Origin of the sequence: Janthinobacterium sp. KBS0711, from assembly GCF_000988085.1 — a bacterium.
GTDB lineage: Bacteria > Pseudomonadota > Gammaproteobacteria > Burkholderiales > Burkholderiaceae_D > Janthinobacterium > Janthinobacterium lividum_E.
On sequence record NZ_LBCO01000035.1, the window covers coordinates 682,574 to 706,432 of the forward strand.

Below are 23,859 nucleotides of genomic sequence, written 5' to 3' on the forward strand. Positions count from 1 at the left end.
AAAACCTAATGTATCAAGTCCGTACATTACGTCATGTAACAGGCGCTGACATGTCATGGAGCTGACATATTGCCTGCCTAGCATGCGACGTTTTCCACCCAAAAGGCATGAACAATGAAACCGCAAGCCCGCCCCGTCTTACGTCCCCTGCCAATCTTGCTGTCGCTGGGCCTGGCCGCCTGCGGCAGCAACTATGCGATCACGCCCAGCACCACGGGCCAGGTGATCGGCAGCTACTATGAAAACGCCCAGGTATGCCTGGAAAGCGCCACCGCCAAGCTGACGTGCGACAGCGCCTCCGCCGCCGTGCGCACGGCAGCCGACGGCAGCTACACCTTGGACGGCCAGGGCGCCGTGCTGGTGACCGTGGGCACGGACGCCATCCGCCATGAAGTCGTCGGCGATGCCGGTACCAAAGTCACGCAAAAGCTGCTGCTGCGCGCCCCCGCCGGGCACAGCGCCTTCGTCAGCGCCCTGTCGACGGAACTGGCGCAAGTCATGGATGGCAATGGCGGCGACTTTGCGGTTGCCAGCGGCAAGCTGGCCGCGCGCATCGGTGTGTCCGAAGCGGGCCTGGCGTCGGACTTCAACAAGGCCAGCGGCGACGAGCAGGCGAAACTGAAGGCGGAAAACGCCAGCGTGACGGCCTTGATCGCCAGCGCCAGCACGCAAGCGGCGCCCGCCGACGCGCTGGCCGCCCTGAACGGCGCGCTGGCACTGAACAATATCCAGACCATCGTCGTCATCTATGCGGAAAACCGCGGCTTTGACAATCTGTACGGCCTGTTCCCGGGCGCCAACGGCGTACCGGGCGTGAACCCCACGTCGACGTCCTCGTATGTGCCGCAGAAAGACATCGACGGCAGCACCCTGCCCGTGCTGCCGCCCACCTGGGGCGGCATGACGGCGGCCGGCCAGAGCACCGTCATCACGCAGGCGCAATCGGCCAACCTGCCCAACAAGCCGTTCCAGATCGACGACGCCAGCAGCCCCCTGTACCTGCCGCAATCGGTAATCACGCGCGACCTGGTGCACCGCTTCTACAACAACCAGATGCAGATCAACGGCGGCGCCAACGACAAGTTCGCCGCGTATTCCGATGCGGGCGGCCTGTCGATGGGCTATTACGACGGCAGCAAGATGCAGCTGTGGGACATCGCCAAACAATATGCGCTGGCCGACAACCTGTTCATCGGCGCGTTTGGCGGCTCCTTCCTCACGCACCAGTACCTGATCTGCGCCTGCGCGCCTACCTACCCGAACGCGGACACGTCGGTGGCGAAAGGCTCGATCGCCAAGATCGACGTCGACGCCAACGGCAACTTCCTGCGCCTGACGCCATCCGCCACGGCGCCGACCACGGTCTTGAACGGCGCGCCCGCCTATGCCAACGACGGCGCGCTGACGCCGGCCGACAGCACGGGCATGTTCTACGCCGTCAACACCATGCAGCCGGCGTTCCAGCCCAGCAGCAACGCGCCCGCCTCGGGCGACAGCAGCAAGCTGTATGCGGACACGGGCAAGGCCAACACCTTGCCGCCGCAAACGCAGACGAATATCGGCGACCTGCTCTCTGGCAAGAACATCGACTGGGCCTGGTATGCGGGCGCCTGGAAGGACACGACGGCCCTGGCCACGGCCAGCGCGCGCGCCGGCAGCTTCCCGAATCCGCCCAACTTCCAGTTCCACCACCAGCCGTTCAACTATTTTTCCAACATGGACCCCGTGAAGGCGCCCGCCTACCGCGCCGCCCACTTGCGCGACTTCGACAGCCAGTTCCTGGCTGACGCGGGCGCCGGCAAGCTGCCGCCCGTGACCTTCTACAAGCCGCAGGGCAACTTGAACCAGCATGCGGGCTATGCCAGCGTGGCCGATGGCGACGCGCACATCGCCAGCGTCATCGCCCAGTTGAAGAAAAGTCCGCAATGGAAAAACATGCTGGTCATCGTCACCTACGATGAAAACGGCGGCTTTTATGACCACGCGGCGCCGCCGAAGGGCGACCGCTGGGGTCCGGGCACACGCGTGCCGGCCATCCTCGTCTCGCCGTACGTGAAAAAGGGCTTGGTTGATCATACGCAATACGATTCAGCCTCCATCCTGCGCGCCATCACGCACCGCTTCTCGCTGCCCGTACTCGATGGCTTGAGCACGCGCGACAAGGCGCTGGTGGCCAACGGCGGCAAGCCGATGGGCGACTTCAGCGCCGCGCTGGCCTTGGTACCGCAAGAGTAAGGCTGAGTAAGCCTGAGTAAAATTCGCCCGCTCGGCTTGGCCGCGGCGGGCGTTTTACATGTTGTTGGCGCTACTGGCCCGGGGACGCATCGAGCAGCGAACGTTCGAGCAATTGCGACAGCGCCGCGCGCAGCGCCTGCGTGCGCGCAGCCAGTTCCGGCCGCTTGTAGCGCTCGGCGGCGATCAGGCTGTTTTCCAGGCAGACCCGGTCAGAACGCGCCAGGCAGGCGTCGGCCAAGTCCAGCTGGGCGCTTGCCTGCGCCACTTTCACCTTGGCGTCGAGTTCCAGGGTGTCGGGATCGTCGCCCCAGCGTTTTACATAGATGGCCAGGCGCGTGGCGGCCAGGTCCGGCTTGCCCGCGTCGAGCGCCTGGTTGACGCTGTCTTGCAAGGCCGTCCACGCCTGTGCACGCTGCTGTTGCTTGTCGCACGCGGCGGCAGACTTGGTGATGCTCGCCTGCAAGCGCTTGATCTGTGCGGCGGGCGCCTTGGCGCTTTTCAGCACGGCCAGCGCGCTGCGCGCCCCATCCAGGTCGCACTGCGCCGCCAGCGCAGTGGCAGCCTCGACCTGTTCCGCCACGCTGGCCGGCTTGTCTGCAGGCTTGTTATAAAACCAGATACCGGTCAGCACCACCGCCGCGGCGATCCACGTGCGCAAGCGCACGGGCGGGCGCGGCGGCGGCACCGAACCTTTGCCGGCAGGCTTGGCGGGCGGCGTCTTGGTCGGTGCGGGAGCCGATGCTGCAGGCGCTGGCGGGACGGGCTGGGGAGCAGGCTGAGACGCGGGCTGCGGCGCAGGAGTGGGCGGCGCCACAGGCACCGGCGGCGGCATGCGCGGGGGCGCCGGGGGCAGCACCACTGCTTTCTCCAGAACAGGCGCTTGCGCCACCTGGCGCGTCCCGCAAAACGGGCAATGCGCCACGCGCAGCGGCAAGGTCCGGCCGCAAGCGGCGTTGATGCAAACGTCATTCACTGTTTCAAGCACATTCCAACCTTTTCCTGGAGTCATTCCACTGCGTTCTGCCGCAATATTACCTTACGCAAGCATCACAACGGCGCACCCGCACCGTGTTCCACGGCCTTGATACGGATCAAAAAGCATCCGCCGCCGCAGCCTAAGCTGGAAGTTCCGGCTAAGGACAAGGAGAACGCCATGTCAGCCCACCTGATCATCGAAGACGGCCAGCCCTGGTGGGACAGCGCCGATATCTGGGTCGTGCCGGGCAATGATCCGAATGGCCCGCCCGGCGCGCCCATTGCCGGTACCAGCAATTACCTGTGGGGCCGCGTGCACAACACGGGCGACAGTGCATCGAACGGCGCGCGCGTGGACTTTTACTGGGCCGACCCTTCCGGCCAGATCGCCGTCGGCGCCGCCACGCAGGTCGGCTCCGCGTTTGCCGACTTGCCGCCGGGGGCCACGCAGGAAGTGCTGTGCCTGGTACCGTGGGTGCCCGTCATCGTCAATGGCGGCCACGAATGCCTGCTGGCCGTGGCCCACGGCCCGGGCGACATCAACCCGCTGCCCGATCCCCTGCCCAACGGTTTTCCCTTCCAGCCCAAGCAGCACGAGCAGATCGCCCAGCGCAATGTCACCGTAGTGCTGGCGGCACGGCGCGCGCAACTGCTGACCATCGCGGTGGCGGCCCTGCCCCGCGAAACAAAAAAAGTGGAACTGCAGATTGAGCAGGGCGGCGAGTTGCCGGAGCCCCTGCTGGCCACCCTGGGGCTTGAGCGCTGGCAGCCGGCCAGGGACGCGCGCCTGATAGCGGGTCTGGCGCGCACGCCTCATTGCAATGGCGATACGCCCGGCGAGCAAAAGCTGGCGCTGGACGTGCCGCGCGGCCAGGCCCAGGCCGTGTACCTGAGCGTACGCGCCGAAGCCTTGCCGCCACGCCAGTATGCGCTGCTGCGCGTGCTGGAGAGCCAGGACGGCAAGCTCATGGGCGGCGTCACGTACATCGTCACCGATCTGGAGAAAGAGCAAGCTCAAGAGCAGGCGCAAGAACAGCACAGCCCCGAGGAGCAAGCATCATGAGCGACACACCCCTGCAGGTGCTGACGCGGCCGTTCGCGATCGAGCCCGTCACCAATATCATGCTGCCCGATGGCATCTTCGACAATGCCATCTATGGCTTGCGCATCGCCGCCCACGTCACCAACATGTCGGGCAGCGCGCTGACGAATGTCACCGTGTACCTGGAAAGCGTGGGCGACCCCGGCATCGTGCCCGTGGCGCGCACCTTCTTCTTTGCCAGCATTCCCGCCGGCGCGGCCATGCTCGTCATGTGGGATGCCGACTTCCAGCATGCGGCGCCCGGCAAGCGCCTCGTCAGCTTTGTCGCCAAGGCCGACGGCCATACGCCGCACCGCTCGATCCAGCAGATTTTTGTGTCGCAGACGCGCTTCGACAGCGCCACCAACACCTACACGTGCACGGTCGAGGAAGGCACCCTGGAACTGTCCAAGCCACAAGGCCACCTGCCCGGCAAGCGCTGGGGCAGCACGGGCACGGATGGGAAGGAGTGCCGCTGCCCGCCCGGCCTGGGGCCCATCGTGCCGACCGGCATGACCCTCGTCTGGACGCCGAATCCCTCCTATGCGGGCACGCATGGCGAGTTGCCATTTTCCGACCCATGGTGGAAGGTCCTCGCCATCATCATCGCCATCATCGCCGCGCTGGTGGCCATCATTGCCGCCGCGCTCGGTTCAGGCAAGGCCAGCTTCAGCGTGGGCGGCACGTTCGAGGAAACCGATCCCAGCGTCGATTGCTGCTCGCTCGAAGGGGCCGGCTCGGGCCAGCCCGAATTCACAGTGGCAGGCGTGGCCTCGGCCATCGCCTCGGGCGCCATCGCCGTCGCCTGTTCCGATATCGCGGACCCGTTCTGGCGTGGCCAGGAAGCAACACCACCGGCCGCCGGCGAACTGACACTGGCCGAGCGCGTGGTGGCGAAATGGGTGTTGCCGGAAGCGCCGAACGCGGGCCTGCCCTACACGGCCGACATCAGCTGGGAGTATCAGCGTTTCACGACGGGCGCCACCTACCAGCATGCCGTCACCGAAACGCAAGTCAACATCCACGTGGCGGGGCCCGTGGAAACGGATACGCCCGCCGTCGTGCAAGCCTACGAACCGCTGTGGATACGCGCCAGCTTCCAGCGCGACAATGGCAATGTCTTCCGTGGCACGGAGCTGTATGCCTTCGTGCTGTTCCAGGCGCCGCAAGGCCTGTATTTCGTGGAATCGCTGACCGACGACGGCCTGGGCTTCGACCCGGGCGCCAATGACGGCGTGTACGCAGCCAGCCTGGACTTAAAGCGGGCTTACCGCACCTTGCTGCAATATGATCAAAAGGTCTACGGCACGTGGCGAGTCTTCGTCTTCGCCCAGGACGTCAACCTGACCAAGCCCGGCACGCCGCCCGAAATCGCCGCCCAGCACATCGGCGGCATGTTCGTCGCCAGCGCCATCGAAATCACCTTCGACGACACCCTGCCCTGCCCGCTCAAGGCGCAGGCGAATATCATCGTGGCGTAGTGATAAGTGAGAAGCGAGAAGCGAGGCCAAGCATAGGTCGCGTAGGTCGGATTAGCGGGGCAAAGCCCCGCGTAATCCGACAACATTGTTGGCGCCGCGCACGCGAAGCAGCTGAGCAAGCATCCAAGGGCAGGCAACAACACCCAGGGCCTTGTATCAGCCGCTCTTAAACTTTGACGCTTTCAGCCTTGGCAATGACCGTGCGCGGAATGATATCCGTTGCCGGGCAAGTATCCATCGCCTCCGAATACGCAAGCCAGCGCTGCAGGCTTTCCATGCGGCGGATGGTGATGCCCTTGCCATTGATATAGCCGATCTGCTCGAAATTGGCGGGGCTGGTGGTCAGTTTCGACACGGTGGGCGCATTGTCGACCAGGCGGTCATACGCCTTGCGCGCCTTGTGTTCCCACTTGGCCAGCCCGGGGTCGTCAAAGCGGTTGCTTTCAAAATACACGGTGATGGTGCGGTCGTGGTTGGCAAAGCCGACGATGGCCGCGCCCTTGCGTATGGTCAACAGGACATCTTCCTTGACGCCCGTGACGGGAACGAAGACGGCGGCGCGCCCATCCGTATCCGGCCGCTCCATGGGAATATCTTGTCCAATTATGCTCATCGCATCACGCTCTTAATCCTGGCTTGTCAGCCTGTTGTATTGATATGGCTCTGTGGCAGCACGCCTGGCGCAGGCGGGCTCTACCGCTGCTCTCCGCACTGTCCAAGCTTGCCGTCAAGCGGTTTATCAATAATACATTGCCGTGTGGCACTACACAAGATCACCAGCGCCACAGGCAAGCGGCCCTACGCCCGATGGCGAATGGCGGCGCCCGCGGCAATCGCCTTATAATGCCGTGTTTACTTCACGTCCCCCACCTTCGCACCATGACGCTTCCCGAAAATGACACCAGCCGGCTCGACGCCATCAGCGCCACCGCCACCGAAGTGGCCGCGCAAAACGTGGCCGACCTGCTGGCCATGGCCATCTGCCACCGCCCGGACGAACCGTCCCTGATCGTCTGCGACAAGCGCAGCTGGCTCAACGTCGTGCTGACGGAAGCGTATCGCCAGGCCTTGCCGGACGCGACCTTCATCGATTTCGACGAGGTCACGCCCGACGCCGTGCTGGCCGCGTTTGCCGAACTGCCGGCCGGCAGCCTCGTCGTGTTGATCCAGTCGACCAGCTTCCGCCTGGAAGCGTTCCGCATCCGCATCGAGCTGTTCAAGCGGGGCCTGAAGGTCATCGAGCACGTGCACCTGTCGCGCATGCCCGGCGTGCAGGGCCTGCACTACATCGCCTCGCTGGCCTACGACCCCGCCTACTATCGCGGCGTGGGCCATGCGCTGAAAGCGCGCATCGACAAGGCCCGCCACGGCATGGTCGACAGCGGCGGCGAACAGCTGGTCTTCGCCTCGCCATTCGAAGGCGCCAAGCTCAATATCGGCGACTACAGCGGCATGAACAATATCGGCGGCCAATTCCCCTTGGGCGAAGTGTTCACGGAAGCGCAGGACCTGGAAGCCGTGAACGGTCGCGTGCGCATCTTCGTTTTTGGCGACACGCACTTCATGGTCAACCGCCCCGACACGCCGATCACGCTGATCATCGACAAGGGCCGGGTGACAGGCACGGAAAACGCCACGCCGGAATTCACCGCCATGCTGGAGATCATCCGCGCGCATGAAGGCGAAGTGTGGGTGCGCGAACTGGGCTTCGGCATGAACCGCGCCTTTTCGCGCGAACAGCTGGTCAACGACATCGGCACGTATGAACGCATGTGCGGCATCCATCTGTCGCTGGGCGCCAAGCACGGCGTCTACACCAAGCCCCAGTTCAAGCGCAAGGATGCGCGCTACCACGTCGATATCTTCGCCGTCACCGAAGCCGTCTATCTGGACGACGAGCGTGTATATGCCGATGGCGCGTGGACGGTGGAACCGGTCGCCTTCAGCTGAAAAAACCCGCCGCTTCCAGCTCGCGGTCCCATGGCGGCACGGGCTGGTATTCGGCCACGAGGAAATCGATCAGCGCGCGCACCTTGGGCGAGGGCTGGCGGCTGGCCGGATACAGGGCGCTCAGGTGATTCAAGGGCAGTTCCCAGTCCGTCAGCACGGGCACCAGGCTGCCATCGAGCAGATTGCGCCAGGCGAGGAAGGTGGTGCTGTAGACGATGCCGAGCCCCCGCTGCGCCGCCTGGTGCAGCACCAGCCCGTTATTCGCCGTGAAACCCGCCTGCACGCGCACGCTCACTTCCTCGCGCAACTCTCCTTCTCCACGCTGGAAATGCCAGTTCGTGCCATCGGTCAGGTGGCTGAAATGCAGGCACTGATGCTGCAGCAAATCCTGCGGCGTCTGCGGCACGCCCCATTGCGCCAGATAGGCGGGGCTGGCGCACAGCACGGCGCGGCACGGCGCCAGCGGGCGCATGGCCAGCGCGCTGCTGTCCGGGATGCCGCCCACGCGGATGGTCAAATCGAAACCGTGGCGTATCGGGTCGAGCAAGGCGTCGTCGACAAACAACTCGGCTTGCACCTGCGGGTGCAGCAAACTGAAACGGGCGACGGCGTCGGCCAGCCACGCGCTGCCGAAACTCGACGGCGCCTGGATGCGCAGCGGCCCGGCCAGCTCCGCCCCCGCTCCCGCCTGCGCCACGTGCGCCACCATGCGCGCCGCTTCCTGCGCCTGGCTGACGGTGGCCATGCACGGCGCCAGATAGGCGCGGCCCGCGTCCGTCAAACTCACTTCGCGCGTGGAGCGGTGCAGCAGGCGCGCATGCAGGCGTTCTTCCAGCTGCATGATGGTCTTGCTGACCATGGCGCGCGTCAGGCCCAGGCGCTGCCCCGCCAAGGTAAAACTGCGCTGGCGCGCCACTTCGACAAAGATTTCCATCGCTTTTAATTGATCCATGTCAAAGATTGTCTGCGCTTTGGCGACAATCTGTCAACCGCTGGGCGATTGTTTGCCGCCCTCGCCCATCCTACAATGGCGCTTTCCACCGACCTCCGGAGCCGCCGCCATGCTGACTACTGAACAACAAGAACAATACCAACGCGACGGCTACCTCATCCTGCCCGATTTCAAGGGTGCGGACGACATCGCCGCCCTGCGCGCGCGCGCCGAGCAGATTGTCAACGAATTCGATCCCAGCCAGAGCCAATCGATCTTCACCACGCGCGACCAAGCAAAGAACACCAACGATTATTTTCTCGCTTCCGACAACACCATCCGCTGCTTCTTCGAGGAAGAAGCGTTCGGCCCGGACGGTCAATTGAAGCAGGCGAAATCGCTGTCGATCAACAAGATCGGCCATGCCATGCACGATCTGGACCCCGTCTTCCGCGCTTTTTCGGCCGACCCGAAACTGGCCGAAGTGGCGCGCGACCTGGGCCTGGCGGATGCGCAGGTGTGGCAATCGATGTACATCTTCAAGCAGCCCGGCATCGGCGGCGAAGTGCGCTGGCACCAGGACGCCACGTATTTCGAGACCACGCCCATCAGCGTGACCACGTTCTGGTTCGCGCTGGAAGACGCCACCCTGGAAAACGGCTGCCTGTGGGCGGAACCGGGCGGCCACCGCGGCCCCTTGCGCGAACGCTTCATCCGCAACGGCGACCAGGTAAGAGTGGAAAAACTCGACGCCACGCCGTGGCCCGACGACAGCACGGCCGTGCCGCTGGAAGTGAAGGCGGGCGCCCTCGTCTGCTTCCACGGCTTGCTGCCCCACTACAGCGCGCCGAACCGCTCGCCCGTCTCGCGCCACGCCTACACCTTGCACGCCACCGACGGCCAGACGCAATACGCGGCGCATAACTGGATCCAGCGCGATGACTCCTTCCCCGTGCGGGGCTTCGTCTGATGCGCATCGAGGTTTTTGCCGCCCACTGGGGCAATAACGACCTGCCGCCCGATGTCTTCATCGACAGGGTAGCGGCGGCCGGCTTCGACGGCATCGAAATGTCGCTGCCGCTGGACTCTGCCCTGCGCGGGGAATGGGCGGAGCGCATCGCCAAGGCGGGACTGCAGCTGATCGCCGCGCAGTGGGAAACCGTGTTCCACAGCGATTTCGAGCAGCACCGCGCCGCTCTCGCCGAGTTGCTGGAAAACGCCTGCCTGGCGCGCCCTGTGCTGGTCAACACGCACACGGGCAAGGATTTTTATACGCAGGCGCAGAACGCAGAACTGCTCGACCTGGCCGCCACCATCTCGGCCAGGCACGGTGTGCCCATCGTGCATGAAATCCACCGCAGCCGCTTTTCCGGCCACCCGATGCTGCTGCTGCCGTATCTGGCGCAGTATCCCGATCTGCCATTGACGGCCGACCTGTCGCACTGGTGCTGCGCCTGCGAATCGCTGCTGGAAGACCAGCCTCACACCATGGCGCAAGTGCTGCCGCTGGTGCGCCACGTGCACGCGCGCGTCGGTCATGCGCAGGGTCCGCAAGTGGCCGACTTCCGCGCGCCGGAAGCGAAGCCGGCGCTCGACGCCCACCTGGCCTGGTGGGACGCCATCGTCGCACTGCGCCGCGCGGCCGGCGCCGAGCGCATGACGTTCACGCCGGAATTCGGCCCCGCGCCCTACACGCAAACCTTGCCATGGACGCAGCAGCCCGTGAGCGACGCGTGGGAACAGAACGTCGCCATGCTCAAGCTGCTGCGCGCACGCTATCCGGCGGACTGAGAAAACTACGGAAACTGCGCAAAATTGGCCTGCACGAAATCGATGAAGGTGCGCAGCGGCGCTGGCAGATGGCGCCGGCCCGCATAGTATAAAAACGGGCCGGGAAAGGACATCGCCCAGTCTTCCAGCACGGGCTGCAGCTGGCCCGCATCGATATATGGCTGCAGCCACTCTTCAAACAGATAGACGAGGCCATGGCCGGCGACGGCCATGCTGACCGCGAAGTCAGCCGCCGTCGGCGTGACGATCACGGGGCCGTCCGGCTCGACGCTCACTTTTTGCCCGTCCCGCTCGAACTCCCACGGTGGAACCGCGCCACTGAGGAATTTCCCCAGCAGGCAGGCATGCTGCAGCAGGTCGCGCGGATGCACGGGCACGCCGCGCTGCGCCAGGTAGGACGGCGCGCCCGCCACCGCGAAGCGCTGCGTGCGCGGGCCAATGGGGATGGCGATCATGTCCTGCTCCAGCCGCTCGCCATAGCGGATGCCGGCGTCGCAACCGCTGGCGACGACGTCGACAAAATTATTATCGACCACCAGCTCGACCCTGATCTGCGGATAGGCGCGCAGGAACTGGTCGACCATGGGCTGCAAAAAGAAGCGCGCCGCGTTGACCGGCACGTTCAGGCGCAAGGTGCCGCGCGGGCTGTCGCGCAAGTCGTTCAGCACATCGAGCGCGCTGCTCACTTCATCGAGCGCCGGGCGCAAGCGCGTCAGCAGCAACGCCCCGGCCGCCGTCGGCGTCACGCTGCGCGTCGTGCGCTCCAGCAGGCGGATGCCAAGTTGCTGTTCCAGCCGCCGCAGCGCTTCGCTCATGGCGGACGCGGACTGCCCGCTGGCGCGCGCGGCCTGGCGAAAACCCTGGTGCCGGGCCACCAGGGCAAAGGCGGCCAGGTCGGCCATGGAAGGGTTGTCTGCATGCATGGGGAGAGCTTTCATTGTGCGGAAATGAGTACAGCCTGTGCCGGATTGACCCGATTATCATACAGCGCAATCGGCCTTACGATGGTGGCTCCCTTACTCGACCACCACACAGGAGCTGCCATGCACATGCCTTCCCCCGCCCGCGACCAATTCACGCCCGCCCATTGCGACATCGCATTCAACCGCCTCGGCTACGGCGCCATGCAACTGGCCGGCCCGCACGTCTGGGGTCCGCCGAAAGACCGCGCCGCCGCCGTCGCCGTGCTGCGCGAAGCCATCGAACTGGGCGTCAACCATATCGACACATCGGACTTTTACGGCCCGCACGTCACCAACCAGATCATCCGCGAAGCGCTGCATCCCTATCGCGACGGCTTGACCATCGTTACCAAGATCGGCTTCGTGCGCGGCGCCGACCAGTCCTGGCTGCCGGCCGCATCGCCACAACAACTGCGCGACGCCGTGCACGACAACCTGCGCAACCTGGGCCTGGAGGTGCTCGACGTGGTCAACCTGCGCGCGCCGGGCATGGCCGGCCCGGACGGCTCGTCGCTTGCCGAACCGCTGGACACCTTGGTGCAGCTGCGGCGCGAAGGCCTGGTGCGCCATATCGGCCTGTCCAATGTCGATGCGGGTCAGGTGGCCGAGGCACAGCGCATCAGCCCCATTGTCTGCGTGCAGAACCATTACAACCTGGCGCACCGCGCGGACGATGCGCTGATCGACACCCTGGCCGCGCAAGGCATCGCCTATGTGCCGTTCTTCCCCTTGGGCGGCTTTTCGCCGCTGCAGTCCGATACCCTGAACCAGGTGGCGGCCGCCATGCAGGCCACGCCGATGCAAGTGGCGCTGGCCTGGCTGCTGCAGCGCGCGCCGAATGTGCTGGTCATTCCCGGCACCTCGTCGGTGGCGCATCTGCGCGAAAACATCGCGGCGGGCGCGCTTAAGCTCGACGCGCAGGCGCTGGCGGCATTGAGGTCGCTTGCAACTAAGTAGCGCACTATATATACTGTGCCCATGGATACCACCACCGCCCCCAACCCCTTGCACCAGGTGCCGCGCCTGGACGGCCAGCTGTGCTTTGCGCTGTACTCGACCTCGCTTGCCATGAACAAGCTGTACCGCAAGCTCTTGCGCAAGCTGGGCCTGACGTATTCGCAATATCTGGTGATGATGGTGCTGTGGGAGCACGACGGCTTGACGGTGTCGGAAGTGGGCGAGCGGCTGTTCCTCGATTCGGCCACCCTGACACCCTTGCTCAAGCGCATGGAACAATCGGGCTTGCTGACGCGCACGCGCGCCGCCAGCGACGAGCGCCAGGTCATCATTTCCCTCACAGAGCAGGGCGACCAGTTGCGCCACGAAGCGGCCCTGTTGCCCGAAGCCATCCTGACGGCCAGCCACTGCAGCGTGGAGCAGGTTGTGGACATGAAACAACAGCTGAACCAGTTGCGCGACAGCCTGATGAAAAGTGAGTAAAAGCGCCGCTTTTCCAAGCAAAATCAGGCAAAGCATCCCCCTGACGGCGCCAGGCAAAAGCTGGTGCAAAATCCGCCTTTCTTTATTACAAATCGATACATGGATGGCCTCACCCTGCGTATAGAATAGTTGCCACTATTTCCTTACAACAACATCAGGGTGATCATGCGCATACCTTTCGGCTCCGTCGCTTCGCTGGCTTTGTGCTTTACCGTATCGGCCTTCGCCGCCGAGCCATTCGACGACAAGTTCCGCCAGCTCGAAGAAGTGCTGCCCACCCCGAATACCTACCGCACGGCCTCCGGCGCACCTGGCCACGCCTACTGGCAGCAGCGCGCCGACTACACCATCCGCGCCACGCTCGATGAAGCCAAGCGCGAAATCGCCGGCAGCGGCACCATCACCTACCATAACCAGTCGCCCGACACGCTCGGCTACCTGTGGGTGCAGCTGGACCAGAATATCTACAAACCCGAGTCCGACGCGCGCCGCATGGCCACGGCGCCATCGCGCCAGGCGTGGGCCAAGACGGCGGGCGAAGACACGATGAAATTCGAAGGCTTGCGCGGCATCCTCGCGCGCGGCGACTTCCAGGGCGGCTTCAATATCCGCGCCTTGAAAGGCGCCGATGGCCAGCCTTTGAGGTATGTTATCAACCGCACCATGATGCGCATCGACTTACCGCAGCCCTTGAAACCGGGCCAGGATTTCGTCTTCCAGATCGACTGGGATTACCGCATTAACGAACAGAAGGTGCTGGGCGGGCGCGCCGGCTATGAAGTCTTCGACGACAAGAACGCCCTGTTCGAAGTGGCGCAGTGGTTCCCCCGCATGGCGGCCTATTACGACGCGGCCGGCTGGCAGCACAAGCAGTTCCTCGGCTCGGGCGAATTCACCCTGGAGTTCGGCGACTACGACGTGCAGCTGACGGTGCCCGCCGACCATATCGTCGCCTCCACGGGCCAGCTGCAAAACCCGCAGGACGTGCTGTCCGCCGCGCAGCGCGAGCGCCTGGAAAAAGCGCGCGGCAGCGACAAGCCCGTCGTCATCGTTACGCAGAAGGAAGCGGAAGCGGCCGAGAAATCCGTCAGCCGCGCGCAAAAGACGTGGCACTTCAAGGCAGCCAACGTGCGCGACTTCGCCTGGGCCTCGAGCCGCAAGTTCATCTGGGATGCGCAGGGCTACAAGAAGGGCGGCAGCGATGTGATGGCCATGTCCTACTATCCGAAGGAAGGCAATCCGCTGTGGGAAAAATACAGCACGCAAGCCATCGTGCACACGATCGAGCAGTACAACAAGTACAGCATAGCCTACCCGTACCCGACGGCCATTTCCGTCAACGGCCCCGTGGGCGGCATGGAGTATCCGATGATCTCGTTCAACGGCCCCCGTCCGGTGAAAGACAAGAAGACGGGCGAGCTGACCTACTCGAAGCGCACCAAGTATGGCCTGATCGGCGTGATCATCCACGAGGTGGGCCACAACTACTACCCGATGATCATCAACTCGGACGAGCGCCAGTGGACGTGGATGGACGAAGGCCTCAACACCTTCGTGCAATACCTGGCGCAGCAGGCGTGGGAAGAGAACTACCCGGCCTCGCGCGGCGAGCCGCGCGAGATCGTCGACTACATGCGTAGCCGCGACCAGGTGCCGATCATGACCAATTCCGAGTCCCTGCTGCAGTTCGGCAACAACGCCTACGCCAAGCCGGCGGCGGGCCTGAACATCCTGCGCGAGACCATCCTCGGGCGCGAACTGTTCGACTACGCGTTCAAGGAATATGCGCAGCGCTGGAAATTCAAGCGCCCCACGCCCGCCGACTTTTTCCGCACCATGGAAGACGCTTCGGGCACGGACCTGGACTGGTTCTGGCGCGGCTGGTTCTATACGACCGATCCGGTCGACATCAGCATCGACGGCATCAGCGAATATGGCGTGAGCTCAAAAGATCCGGCCACGGAAAAAGCGTGGAAAAAAGCGCAAAAGGAGGCACAGCCGGAATCCGTCACGAGCCGCGCCAACAAGGGCATGCCGCGTCGGGTCGATGCGCATCCGGAGCTCAAGGATTTCTACAACCAGCACGACGATTTCACGGTGACCAACAAGGACCGAAACGCCTACGCCGAGGCACTGGCCGCCCTGGAACCGTGGGAAAAGGACTTGCTGAAACAGGGCAAGCATTTGTACCTGGTCGACCTGTCGAACGTGGGCGGCATGGTCATGCCCCTGATCCTCGAGATCGAACTGAAAAGCGGCAAGAAATACGTCGAGCGCGTACCGGCCGAAGTGTGGCGCTACTCGCCGAAGAAAATCACCAAGGTCGTCATCACGGATGAACCGATGGTGGGCCTGGTGCAGGACCCGTACTGGGAAACGGCCGACATCGACACGAGCAACAATAGCTGGCCGCGGAGAATCACGCCATCGCGCCTGGAACTGTTCAAGAGCGAGAAGTCGCCCAAGGATAACCTGATGCGCGATTTCCATACGCCGCTGAAAGGCCAGAACGGCGGCTCGGCCAAGGGCGACGAGGCATGAAGTGCTGGCGCATGCTGGCTTGCGCCATGCTGGCCTGCGCCAGCATGGCGGCCGGCGCCCACAACTTCCACATGGGTATCGCCGACATCAGCTACAACGCGGCCAGCGGCAGCACGGAAGTGGTGCACACCTACACGGGCCACGACGTCGAAGCGCTGCTGACGAACCTGTACCAGCGTCAGTTCGACCTGGGCCAGGAAGACAGCGAAGCGGCGCTGCGCCGCTATGTGGAAAAACAGTTTTACCTGGTGGGGCCGGATGGCAAGCGATTGCGCCTGAACTGGGTCGGCATGAAGGTCAATGCCGACAACGTGGTGATCTTCCAGGAGATCGAACGCACGCGCCTGGCCCCCGCCACGCGCATCCACAACCAGCTGCTGACCGACTTCCTGCCCAGCCAGCGCAATACCCTCAACGTGCAGGACAACGGCGCCATCCAGACGCTGATTTTCGACCGCCAGAACACGGAACTGCCGATCCGCTAAGCCCCGACACACCGGACATCCATGACGCCACGCTCTCTTCCCCTGCTCCTCGCCGCCCTGTTTTCAGCCACCGCCGCCCACGCCGACGACATCTTCCAGCGCGTGCTGGTCGACGGTTCGCGCCTGAACCAGCTGGGCGTGGCCGATTCGGCCAACGCGGGCAGCGTCACGCAACAGCAACTCGATGCGCGCACCAGCTACCGGCCAGGCGAATTGCTCGAAGCCGTGCCGGGACTGATCGTCAGCCAGCATAGCGGCGAGGGCAAGGCCAACCAGTTCTACCTGCGGGGCTTCAACCTCGATCATGGCACGGACTTGCGCACCACCGTCGACGAGATGCCCGTCAACCAGCGCAGCCACGGCCACGGGCAGGGCTGGACGGACCTGAACTTTTTGATCCCCGAACTAGCCATGCGCCTCGATTACAAGAAGGGGCCGTATTCGGCGGCGCAAGGCGATTTTTCCTCGGCGGGCGCGGCGTCCGTCGTCTACGCGAACCGCCTGACGCAGGGCATCGCCAGCGTGGGCATCGGGCAAAACGGCTTTCGCCGCGCCCTGCTGGCCGACTCGCTCGACGCGGGCGACGGCAGCCTGCTGTACGCGCTCGAAGCGCAGCGCAACGATGGCCCGTTCACGCAGCCGGACCGCTACCGCAAGCTCAATGGCGTGCTGCGCTACAGCGAAGGCTATGCCAACAACGGCTTCAACGTCACGGCCATGGCGTATGACGCCAGCTGGAACGCCACCGACCAGATTGCGCTGCGCGCCGTGCAGGATGGCACCCTGGGCCGCTTCGACGCCATCGATGCCAGCGACGGCGGCAAGGCGCAGCGCTACAGCCTGTCGGGTGCCTGGCGCCAGACGACGGACGACGTATCGTCCAAAGTCAGCGCGTATGTGATCGCCAACCGCCTGGCCCTGTTCTCGAATTTTACGTATGCGATGGACGACCCCGATAACGGCGACCAGTTCGCCCAGCCCGACCGGCGCGTGACGGCCGGCCTCGACGCCAGCCACACCTGGCACCGCCATACGGACAGGGGCAGCAGCGACACCACCATCGGCCTGCAGCTACAGAACGACAATATCCACAATGGCCTGTACAACACGCGGCAGCGGCAAATCCTGTCGACCACGCGGCAAGACCATATCGTCGAATCGAGCCTCGGTGTGTACGGCGAAAACAGCACGCGCTGGTCGCGCTGGCTGCGCACCGTGGCCGGCCTGCGCGCGGACGCCTACCGCTTCGACGTACGCAACGACCGGCCGGAAAATTCAGGCAAGGCCAGCGACCATTTGTTCAGCCCCAGCCTGAGCGTGATCGCCGGACCGTGGCGCGATACGGAAGCGTATATCAACATTGGCAATGGTTTTCACAGCAACGACGCACGCGGCACAACGATCACGGTCGACCCGAAGACGGGCGAAGCGGCTGACAAGGTCACGCCTCTGGTGCGCTCGCGCGGGCTGGAATTGGGCTTGCGCAGCGCCGCCATCGCCGGCCTGCAAACGTCGCTGTCGCTGTACCGCCTGGACTTCGATTCCGAACTGCTGTTCATCGGCGACGCGGGCGCCACCGAGGCGGGCCGCCCCAGCCGCCGCTACGGCATCGAGTTTTCCAGCTACTACAAGGCGGCCAGATGGCTGTCTCTGGACCTGGACCTCGCGTATGCGCGGGCACGCTCGCGCGGCAGCGACCCGGCGGGCGACTTCATCCCCGGCGCCATCGAAGGCGTGGCCCAGCTGGCCATGACGGTGACGCCGCCAGGGCCGTGGTCGGGCTCCTTGCGCCTGCGCTACTTCGGCCCGCGCCCGCTGGTGGAAGACAACAGCGTGCGCTCGTCGGCCAGCGTGGGCTTGAACGGGCGCATCGCCTACCAGATCGACAAGACCTTGCGCGTGGAAGTCGAAGGCTACAACCTGGCCAACCGGCGCGACTCGGCCATCGATTACTACTATGCCTCGCGCCTGCCCGGCGAGGCGCAGCCCGTCGACGACATCCACTTCCATCCGGTGGAGTCGCGCTCGATGCGCCTGACCCTGGTAAAGAATTTTTAAGTAAACAAGAATAATTCCTATCTCACTGCACAGGAAACGCCGCGAAGTCGTAGAATGCCAGGCTGGATAAACTGAGACAGGCCGCGTTGCGGCCGCACCGCCATGAGCACTTCCGCACCGATCTTTACCGACCCGTCCCACGTCAAGGACGCCTTGCGCGATGACGGCTATGCCGTCCTGCGCCCGCAGGACGTGGCCGCGCTGGCCGGCTGCCCGCTGGACGCATTGCGCTCGCTGGAACCGAGCTGGAATACCCTGGCGCTGGACAATTACCTGAAAGATGGCGGCCGCTATCGCCGCCGGCGCCACTCGTGCTTCGTGCAGGATGGCGAGCGCCTGACGCAGACGGCGCACCGTCCGCACTGGCAACCGGTGGAATACAACGCCCTGCACGGCGGCATGCACCGCCTGTTCGAACCGGTCGAAGCGGCTATCGTTGCGCAAGCGGCCTGGCAGCAGCTGATCCGCGCGCTGGGCGACGTCTGTTCGCAGGTCAAGGGCAGCCAGCCGTGGTTCATCGAGGCGCACCAGTTCCGCATCGATACGACCGACGGCATCGGCCGCCCCACGCCGGAAGGCGCGCACCGCGACGGCGTCGATTTCGTCGCCGTGCTGCTGATCGGGCGCGAACAGATCAAGGGCGGCGAGACGCGCATCTTCGAAGCGGACGGCCCCAACGGCAAGCGCTTTACCCTGACCGAACCGTGGTCGCTGCTGCTGCTCGACGACGCGTCTGTCATCCACGAATCGACGCCGATCCAGCCCATCGGCGACCATGGCCACCGCGATACGCTCGTGCTGACCTATCGCGCAGGACAGTTCCAGGGCGAAAACTGACAAGCGGCCACAGCATTCTCTGTGGCCAAAATAGTTACTTGGAAGTTACTTTTGCAGACCTAAATCCGATATAGTCATACGATGTCGATATTGCGCGCTCACCGCGCCCAGCATCACCACACTGAAATCCTAGGAGAGGTCTGTGGACTCCAACAACCAAATCAAGCCTGACGAAATCGAGATCCTGATCGTCGAGGATAGCCCGACCCAGGCGGAGCGCTTGCGCCGCCTGATCCAGTCGCTGCACTATAACGCGCGCGTGGCGGCGAATGGCCAGCTGGCCCTGGCCGCCATCCGCGAGCGCAAGCCGCACCTGGTGCTGTCCGATATCGTCATGCCTGAAATGAATGGCTACGACCTGTGCCGCGCCATCAAGTCCGATCCGACCCTGCGCGACATCCCCGTGATCCTCGTCACCTCGCTCAACGATCCGAAGGACATCATCCGCGGCATCGAGTGCGGGGCCGACAATTTCATCCGCAAGCCCTACGCGGAAGACTACCTGCTCAACCGCATCAGCCACATGCTGATGAACCAGAAGCTGCGCAAGAACCAGAACGTGGAAATCGGCATCGCCCTGTACCTGGGCGATCAGAAGCATTTCATCAATGCGGAACGCCAGCAGATCCTCGACCTGCTGATCTCCACGTATGAACAGGCGGTGCAGGTCAACGGCGAACTGCAGGCGCGCGAACGCCAGGTGATCGAACTGAACATGCGCCTGGCGCACCATGCGGCCGAGCTGGAAACCATCAACCGCGAAATCGCCCTGAAAAACCTGGAGCTGGCCGAGGCGAGCCGCATGAAGTCCGCCTTCATCGCCAACATGTCGCATGAACTGCGCACGCCGCTCAACGCCATCATCGGATTTACGGGCGCGCTGCTGATGAAACTGCCCGGCCCCCTGACGTCCGACCAGGACAAGCAACTCAATACCATCCGCGCCAGCGCGCGCCATTTGCTCTCGCTGATCAACGACATTCTCGACGTGGCCAAGATCGAAGCGGGCAAGCTGACCCTGTCGATCGAACCCGTGCACTGCCAGGAACTGATGGCCGACGTGGCCGACACCCTGCGCCCCCTGGCCCAGCAAAAAGGCCTGGCGCTGGAACTCGAACTGGGCGAGCCGGGCCAGCCGCCTGCCATCATTGACACGGACCGCCGCGCGCTGACGCAAATTCTCATCAACCTGCTCAACAACGCCATCAAGTTCACGGAACAGGGCACGGTGCGCATCAGCCTGGCCCAGCGCGACGAAGATGGCGTGCAGGTGACGGAAATGAGCATCGCCGACAGCGGCGCCGGCATCAAGGAAGAAGACCAGGCCAAGCTGTTCCAGGCCTTCTCGCAGCTCGATTCCACCTCCACGCGCCACGTGGAAGGCGCGGGTCTGGGCCTGTACCTGTGCCAGAACCTGGCCAACGCCATCGGCGGCGCCCTGTTCTTCAACAGCGACTACGGCTCGGGCAGCACGTTTACACTGGCCCTGCGCAGCAAGGCCTGAGCTTCTGTGCGCCGCAACATGGAATACGGGATTTTTGCCACCGAAAAGAGACCGATACAGTAGTTCTACGGTATTGCACTGCACCATTTTCAGCGCTATAGTAGAACTGTCTCCTCCAATTCGTTCTCCGAACATTGGATTCAGCCCGCGAATACAACCGCGGGCTTTTTTTTGCCTGCGTTTTTCATTATCTTCATCCTTTCTTAACTAAATCAACCGGCTTAGTTATATCAATCGTTTGAGATATATGATTAAATCTCCGGCATGATTGAAAAAACCGCCATCCCCAACTCCCATGCCGACGACGGGCGCAAGCCCCGTTCCGACGGCGAGCAGTCGCGCGAGCGGCTGCTGCATAGCGCCATCCGCCTGTTTGCCGAGCAGGGTTACGCCAAGACATCCACGCGCGAACTGGCGCACGCGGCCGGCACCAACGCGGCCGCCATCAGCTACTATTTTGGCGACAAGGCGGGACTGTACCGCGCCGCCTTCGCGCAGCAGTCAGCGGACCCGCAAGACAATATCGCCCTGTACGAACAGCCCCATTTCACCTTGCGCCAAAGCCTGGAAGGCTTTTATGCGCAATTGCTCGCCCCCATGCAGCAAGGCGACATCGCGCGCGACTGCATGCGCCTGTGGTGCCGCGAAATGCTGGAACCGACGGGCCTGTGGGCGCGCGAGATCGACCAGAACATCCGCCCCGAACACGAAGCGCTCACGCGCGTGCTGGCGCGCCACCTGGGCGCGCCCGACAACAGCGACGACATGCACCGGCTGGCGTTTTCCATCGCTTCGCTGGCCCTGCAGCACATGGTCGGCACCGAGGTGCTGCAAACCTTGCGCCCGCAATTGCTGGAATCGCCGCACGCGATCGACACCTGGCTGGCGCGCATGACCGACTACGCGCTGGCCATGGCCGACGTGGAGCGCCGGCGCCTGGCCATGCCGCCCTCCCCCTCTACACCTCAACGACAAGCAGAAGGACCAGCATGACGACTATTCGATGCACCGTTCAACGCGCCCTGGCCGCCAGCATCGTGCTGGCGCTGGGCGGTTGCGCCCTGCAGGGACCACCTGCGGCGGTGGCCGCCAGCGCGCCCGCGCAGTGGCAGGCACCGCTGCCGCACAACGGCAAGCTGACGGACCTGGCCAGCTGGTGGCAGGGCCAGGGCGACAGCCTGCTGGTGGAATTGATCACCGACGCGCAGCAGGTCAGCCCGACCATCGCCGCCGCCGGCACGCGCATCGTGCAGGCGCGCGCGGACAGGGTTGCCAGCGGCGCCGCGCTGGCGCCCACCTTGGACGCGACGGGCAGCGTGGTGCGCACCAGCCAGCAATCGGCGCAACCGAGCGGCACCACCTCGCAGGCCGCCTTGCAGGCGTCGTGGGAAATCGATGTATTTGGGGCCAACCGCGCCACGCGCGATGCGGCGCAGGAGCGCTACGACAGCGCCCGCGCGGGATGGCATGAAGCCCGCGTCTCGGTGGCCGCCGAAGTGGCGAACCAGTACTACGCCTTGCGCACCTGCCAGCAATTGCAGGCCGTATCCGAACAGGACGCCGTCTCGCGCCGCGACTCGGCGCGCCTGACGGAACTGAGCGCCGGCGCCGGCTTCCAGCCGCCCGCCAATGCCGCGCTGGCCCGCGCCAGCGCGGCCGAAGGCGCCAGCCGCGCCATCGAACAGCGCGCCGCCTGCGACGTGAATATCAAGGCGCTGGTGGCCCTGTCCGCCATGCCGGAAGCGTCGCTGCGCCAGAAGCTGGCGGCCAGCCCCGCCATCCTGCCCTCGCCCGTGGCGATTGCGGAATTGCCGGCGAAAATCCTGGGCCAGCGCCCCGACATCTACAGCGCCGAACGCGAAGTGGCGGCGGCCAGCTTCGAAGTACGCGGCGCGCAGGCGCAGCGCTATCCCCGCCTGAGCCTGGCCGGCTCCATCGGCAAGGGCAATATCCGCGCCGGCGGCACCAGCATCACGGCCAGCACCTGGAGCATCGGCCCGCTGGCCGTCAGCCTGCCCATCTTCGACGGCGGCACGCGCCGCGCGCAGATCGATGCGGCCACGGCGCGCTATGACGAAGCCGTGGTGAAATACCGCGCCGGCGTGCGCCAGGCCGTGCGCGAAATGGAAGAAGCATTGGTCAACCTGGCCAGCACGGACGAACGCAGCAGCCATGCGAAAACGGCACTGGAAGGCTACCGCGTGTCGTTCGTCGCCACGGAAGACCGCTACAAGAATGGCCTGGCCAGCCTGATCGAACTGGAAGACGCGCGCCGCACGCGCCTGGCCGCCGAAAACACGGTGGTCAACCTCGAGCGCGAACGCAGCGCCGCCTGGGTAGCGCTGTACCGCGCCGCCGGCGGCGGCTGGACCAGCAGCGCCATCGCCAACAACGCCCCCTGACGGATACACAACATGAAAAAACTGACCTTGAAACCGATGGCGCTCGCCCTGGCCGCCCTTTGCGTGATGCTGGGTGCGGGCGTCGCCCTGTACTCCCCTTCCTCCACGGCGGCGGACGACGCCAAGGATAAAAACGCGGCGCAAAAACCGGCCCTCACCGTCACCACGGCCAAGCCGCAAACGGCCAGCCTGCCCATCAAGCTGAAGGCCAACGGCAACGTGGCCGCCTGGCAGGAAGCCGTCATCGGCAGCGAATCGAACGGCTTGCGCCTGACCGACGTGCGCGTGAACGTGGGCGACGTCGTGCGCGCCGGCCAGGTGCTGGCCGTGTTCTCGAACGACACGGTGAACGCCGACGTGGCGCAGGCGAAAGCCGCCGTGCTGGAAGCGCAAGCCAATGCCGCCGAGGCGGCCGCCAACGCGCAGCGCGCCCGCTCGCTGCAAAGCACGGGCGCCATCAGCGCGCAACAGATCAGCCAGTACCTGACGGCAGAACAGACGGCCAACGCGCGCATCGCGTCCGCCAAGGCGCAGCTGGCGTCGCAGCAGCTGCGCCTGAAATACACGCAGGTGGTGGCGCCAGACAGCGGCATCATCTCTTCACGCTCGGCCACCGTGGGTTCGGTGGTGGGAGCCGGCACGGAGCTGTTCCGCATGATCCGCCAGGGCCGCCTCGAATGGCGCGCCGAAGTGACGGCCACCGAGCTGCTGAATCTGAAACCAGGCACCCTGGCGCAAGTGAAGGCGGCCAACGGCAGCGTCTTGACGGGCAAGGTGCGCATGATCGCCCCCACCGTCGATCCGCAGACGCGTTCCGCCCTCGTGTACGTGGACCTGCCGGCCAGCACGGGCGCGACCGCACCGTTCAAGGCCGGCATGTACGCCAGCGGCGAATTTGAACTGGGTACCTCGGGCGCGCTGACCGTGCCGCAGCAGGCGATTGCCGTGCGCGACGGTTTCAGTTATGTCTTCCGCCTCAATCCCGACCAGCGGGTCAGCCAGATCAAGGTGCAGGCCGGACGGCGCCTGAGCGACCGCATTGAAATCCTTGGCGGCATCACGGCCGACACGACGATTGTCGTCAGCGGCGCCGGCTTCCTCAATGACGGCGATCTGGTACGGAATGTACAGGCTCCGGCAGCGGCCAAGGCTGCTGTAGCACCGGCAGCGAAAAAGTAAGGAGAGG

At 64.6% G+C, this 23,859-nt stretch carries 20 protein-coding genes; 16 read left to right on the forward strand and 4 right to left on the reverse strand.

Annotation, left to right across the window (positions count from 1 at the left end):
- The first annotated feature begins 114 nt into the window (after positions 1-114).
- Positions 115-2,235, forward strand: a complete 2,121-nt coding sequence (gene acpA, locus VM94_RS26220) for an acid phosphatase (protein WP_046686057.1) — start codon at positions 115-117, stop codon at positions 2,233-2,235.
- A 70-nt stretch (positions 2,236-2,305) separates the two neighbouring features.
- On the opposite strand, the gene VM94_RS26225 is transcribed toward acpA, so the two are convergent.
- Positions 2,306-3,220 carry a hypothetical protein gene (locus tag VM94_RS26225; RefSeq protein ID WP_138829000.1) on the reverse strand — a complete coding sequence of 305 codons (915 nt, stop codon included), beginning with the start codon at positions 3,218-3,220 and terminating at the stop codon, positions 2,306-2,308.
- Positions 3,221-3,388: 168 nt separating this feature from the next.
- Here VM94_RS26225 and VM94_RS26230 point away from each other — a divergent pair, with 168 nt between their 5' ends.
- Together VM94_RS26230 and VM94_RS26235 are read left to right on the forward strand one after the other, a co-directional pair.
- Positions 3,389-4,273 (forward strand): hypothetical protein, encoded by an 885-nt coding sequence (locus tag VM94_RS26230; RefSeq protein ID WP_046686059.1) that lies wholly within the window; start codon positions 3,389-3,391, stop codon positions 4,271-4,273.
- Positions 4,270-5,772, forward strand: a complete 1,503-nt coding sequence (locus tag VM94_RS26235; RefSeq protein WP_046686060.1) for a choice-of-anchor X domain-containing protein — start codon at positions 4,270-4,272, stop codon at positions 5,770-5,772. Before VM94_RS26230 ends, VM94_RS26235 begins: the two co-directional genes overlap by 4 nt.
- A 166-nt stretch (positions 5,773-5,938) precedes the next feature.
- On the opposite strand, the gene VM94_RS26240 is transcribed toward VM94_RS26235, so the two are convergent.
- Positions 5,939-6,358, reverse strand: a complete 420-nt coding sequence (locus VM94_RS26240; RefSeq protein WP_082127916.1) for a hypothetical protein — start codon at positions 6,356-6,358, stop codon at positions 5,939-5,941.
- A gap of 293 nt (positions 6,359-6,651) precedes the next feature.
- Here VM94_RS26240 and VM94_RS26245 point away from each other — a divergent pair, with 293 nt between their 5' ends.
- Complete coding sequence (locus VM94_RS26245; RefSeq protein ID WP_046686062.1) at positions 6,652-7,722, forward strand: hypothetical protein; 1,071 nt, start codon at positions 6,652-6,654, stop codon at positions 7,720-7,722.
- Here the strand turns inward: VM94_RS26245 and VM94_RS26250 are convergent.
- Positions 7,715-8,674: a LysR family transcriptional regulator gene (locus VM94_RS26250; protein WP_235433022.1), complete on the reverse strand. Its 960-nt coding sequence runs from the start codon at positions 8,672-8,674 to the stop codon at positions 7,715-7,717. The two genes, VM94_RS26245 and VM94_RS26250, sit on opposite strands and share 8 nt — an antisense overlap.
- A 109-nt stretch (positions 8,675-8,783) precedes the next feature.
- On the opposite strand from VM94_RS26250, the gene VM94_RS26255 reads away from it, so the two are divergent.
- Positions 8,784-9,623 (forward strand): phytanoyl-CoA dioxygenase family protein, encoded by an 840-nt coding sequence (locus VM94_RS26255; RefSeq protein WP_046686064.1) that lies wholly within the window; start codon positions 8,784-8,786, stop codon positions 9,621-9,623.
- Positions 9,623-10,444 (forward strand): sugar phosphate isomerase/epimerase family protein, encoded by an 822-nt coding sequence (locus VM94_RS26260; RefSeq protein ID WP_046686065.1) that lies wholly within the window; start codon positions 9,623-9,625, stop codon positions 10,442-10,444. The genes VM94_RS26255 and VM94_RS26260 overlap by 1 nt, the downstream gene beginning before the upstream one ends.
- A 5-nt stretch (positions 10,445-10,449) precedes the next feature.
- On the opposite strand, the gene VM94_RS26265 is transcribed toward VM94_RS26260, so the two are convergent.
- Complete coding sequence (locus VM94_RS26265; protein WP_046686066.1) at positions 10,450-11,367, reverse strand: LysR family transcriptional regulator; 918 nt, start codon at positions 11,365-11,367, stop codon at positions 10,450-10,452.
- A 126-nt stretch (positions 11,368-11,493) separates the two neighbouring features.
- Here VM94_RS26265 and VM94_RS26270 point away from each other — a divergent pair, with 126 nt between their 5' ends.
- From VM94_RS26270 to VM94_RS26315, 10 genes are all read left to right on the forward strand, one after another.
- Complete coding sequence (locus VM94_RS26270; protein ID WP_046686288.1) at positions 11,494-12,363, forward strand: aldo/keto reductase family oxidoreductase; 870 nt, start codon at positions 11,494-11,496, stop codon at positions 12,361-12,363.
- A 21-nt stretch (positions 12,364-12,384) separates the two neighbouring features.
- Positions 12,385-12,846: a MarR family winged helix-turn-helix transcriptional regulator gene (locus VM94_RS26275; protein ID WP_046686067.1), complete on the forward strand. Its 462-nt coding sequence runs from the start codon at positions 12,385-12,387 to the stop codon at positions 12,844-12,846.
- A gap of 165 nt (positions 12,847-13,011) precedes the next feature.
- Positions 13,012-15,387: a M1 family metallopeptidase gene (locus tag VM94_RS26280; protein WP_046686068.1), complete on the forward strand. Its 2,376-nt coding sequence runs from the start codon at positions 13,012-13,014 to the stop codon at positions 15,385-15,387.
- Positions 15,384-15,872: a DUF6702 family protein gene (locus tag VM94_RS26285; protein ID WP_046686069.1), complete on the forward strand. Its 489-nt coding sequence runs from the start codon at positions 15,384-15,386 to the stop codon at positions 15,870-15,872. The genes VM94_RS26280 and VM94_RS26285 overlap by 4 nt, the downstream gene beginning before the upstream one ends.
- 21 nt (positions 15,873-15,893) lie before the next feature.
- Positions 15,894-17,930, forward strand: a complete 2,037-nt coding sequence (locus VM94_RS26290; RefSeq protein ID WP_046686070.1) for a TonB-dependent receptor — start codon at positions 15,894-15,896, stop codon at positions 17,928-17,930.
- Between the two features lie 102 nt (positions 17,931-18,032).
- Positions 18,033-18,767 carry a 2OG-Fe dioxygenase family protein gene (locus tag VM94_RS26295; protein ID WP_046686071.1) on the forward strand — a complete coding sequence of 245 codons (735 nt, stop codon included), beginning with the start codon at positions 18,033-18,035 and terminating at the stop codon, positions 18,765-18,767.
- A 142-nt stretch (positions 18,768-18,909) separates the two neighbouring features.
- A complete protein-coding gene (locus VM94_RS26300) occupies positions 18,910-20,271 on the forward strand; it encodes a hybrid sensor histidine kinase/response regulator (RefSeq protein ID WP_046686072.1) in 1,362 nt (453 codons plus the stop codon).
- Positions 20,272-20,535: 264 nt separating this feature from the next.
- Entirely contained in the window at positions 20,536-21,264 is a 729-nt protein-coding gene (locus VM94_RS26305) for a CerR family C-terminal domain-containing protein (protein WP_046686073.1), read from the forward strand.
- Positions 21,261-22,673, forward strand: a complete 1,413-nt coding sequence (locus VM94_RS26310; RefSeq protein ID WP_046686074.1) for an efflux transporter outer membrane subunit — start codon at positions 21,261-21,263, stop codon at positions 22,671-22,673. The genes VM94_RS26305 and VM94_RS26310 overlap by 4 nt, the downstream gene beginning before the upstream one ends.
- Before the next feature lie 12 nt (positions 22,674-22,685).
- Complete coding sequence (locus VM94_RS26315) at positions 22,686-23,852, forward strand: efflux RND transporter periplasmic adaptor subunit (protein WP_046686075.1); 1,167 nt, start codon at positions 22,686-22,688, stop codon at positions 23,850-23,852.
- Positions 23,853-23,859 lie beyond the last annotated feature (7 nt).

Coding starts and splice junctions, on each gene's coding strand:
- acpA (WP_046686057.1), top strand. CDS start 115: ATGAAACCGCAAGCCCGCCCCGTCTTACGTCCCCTGCCAATCTTGCTG.
- VM94_RS26230 (WP_046686059.1), top strand. CDS start 3,389: ATGTCAGCCCACCTGATCATCGAAGACGGCCAGCCCTGGTGGGACAGC.
- VM94_RS26250 (WP_235433022.1), bottom strand. CDS start 8,674: ATGGATCAATTAAAAGCGATGGAAATCTTTGTCGAAGTGGCGCGCCAG.
- VM94_RS26265 (WP_046686066.1), bottom strand. CDS start 11,367: ATGCATGCAGACAACCCTTCCATGGCCGACCTGGCCGCCTTTGCCCTG.
- VM94_RS26280 (WP_046686068.1), top strand. CDS start 13,012: ATGCGCATACCTTTCGGCTCCGTCGCTTCGCTGGCTTTGTGCTTTACC.
- VM94_RS26255 (WP_046686064.1), top strand. CDS start 8,784: ATGCTGACTACTGAACAACAAGAACAATACCAACGCGACGGCTACCTC.
- VM94_RS26275 (WP_046686067.1), top strand. CDS start 12,385: ATGGATACCACCACCGCCCCCAACCCCTTGCACCAGGTGCCGCGCCTG.
- VM94_RS26235 (WP_046686060.1), top strand. CDS start 4,270: ATGAGCGACACACCCCTGCAGGTGCTGACGCGGCCGTTCGCGATCGAG.
- VM94_RS26240 (WP_082127916.1), bottom strand. CDS start 6,358: ATGGAGCGGCCGGATACGGATGGGCGCGCCGCCGTCTTCGTTCCCGTC.
- VM94_RS26305 (WP_046686073.1), top strand. CDS start 20,536: ATGATTGAAAAAACCGCCATCCCCAACTCCCATGCCGACGACGGGCGC.
- VM94_RS26310 (WP_046686074.1), top strand. CDS start 21,261: ATGACGACTATTCGATGCACCGTTCAACGCGCCCTGGCCGCCAGCATC.
- VM94_RS26315 (WP_046686075.1), top strand. CDS start 22,686: ATGAAAAAACTGACCTTGAAACCGATGGCGCTCGCCCTGGCCGCCCTT.
- VM94_RS26295 (WP_046686071.1), top strand. CDS start 18,033: ATGAGCACTTCCGCACCGATCTTTACCGACCCGTCCCACGTCAAGGAC.
- VM94_RS26260 (WP_046686065.1), top strand. CDS start 9,623: ATGCGCATCGAGGTTTTTGCCGCCCACTGGGGCAATAACGACCTGCCG.
- VM94_RS26270 (WP_046686288.1), top strand. CDS start 11,494: ATGCCTTCCCCCGCCCGCGACCAATTCACGCCCGCCCATTGCGACATC.
- VM94_RS26245 (WP_046686062.1), top strand. CDS start 6,652: ATGACGCTTCCCGAAAATGACACCAGCCGGCTCGACGCCATCAGCGCC.
- VM94_RS26285 (WP_046686069.1), top strand. CDS start 15,384: ATGAAGTGCTGGCGCATGCTGGCTTGCGCCATGCTGGCCTGCGCCAGC.
- VM94_RS26290 (WP_046686070.1), top strand. CDS start 15,894: ATGACGCCACGCTCTCTTCCCCTGCTCCTCGCCGCCCTGTTTTCAGCC.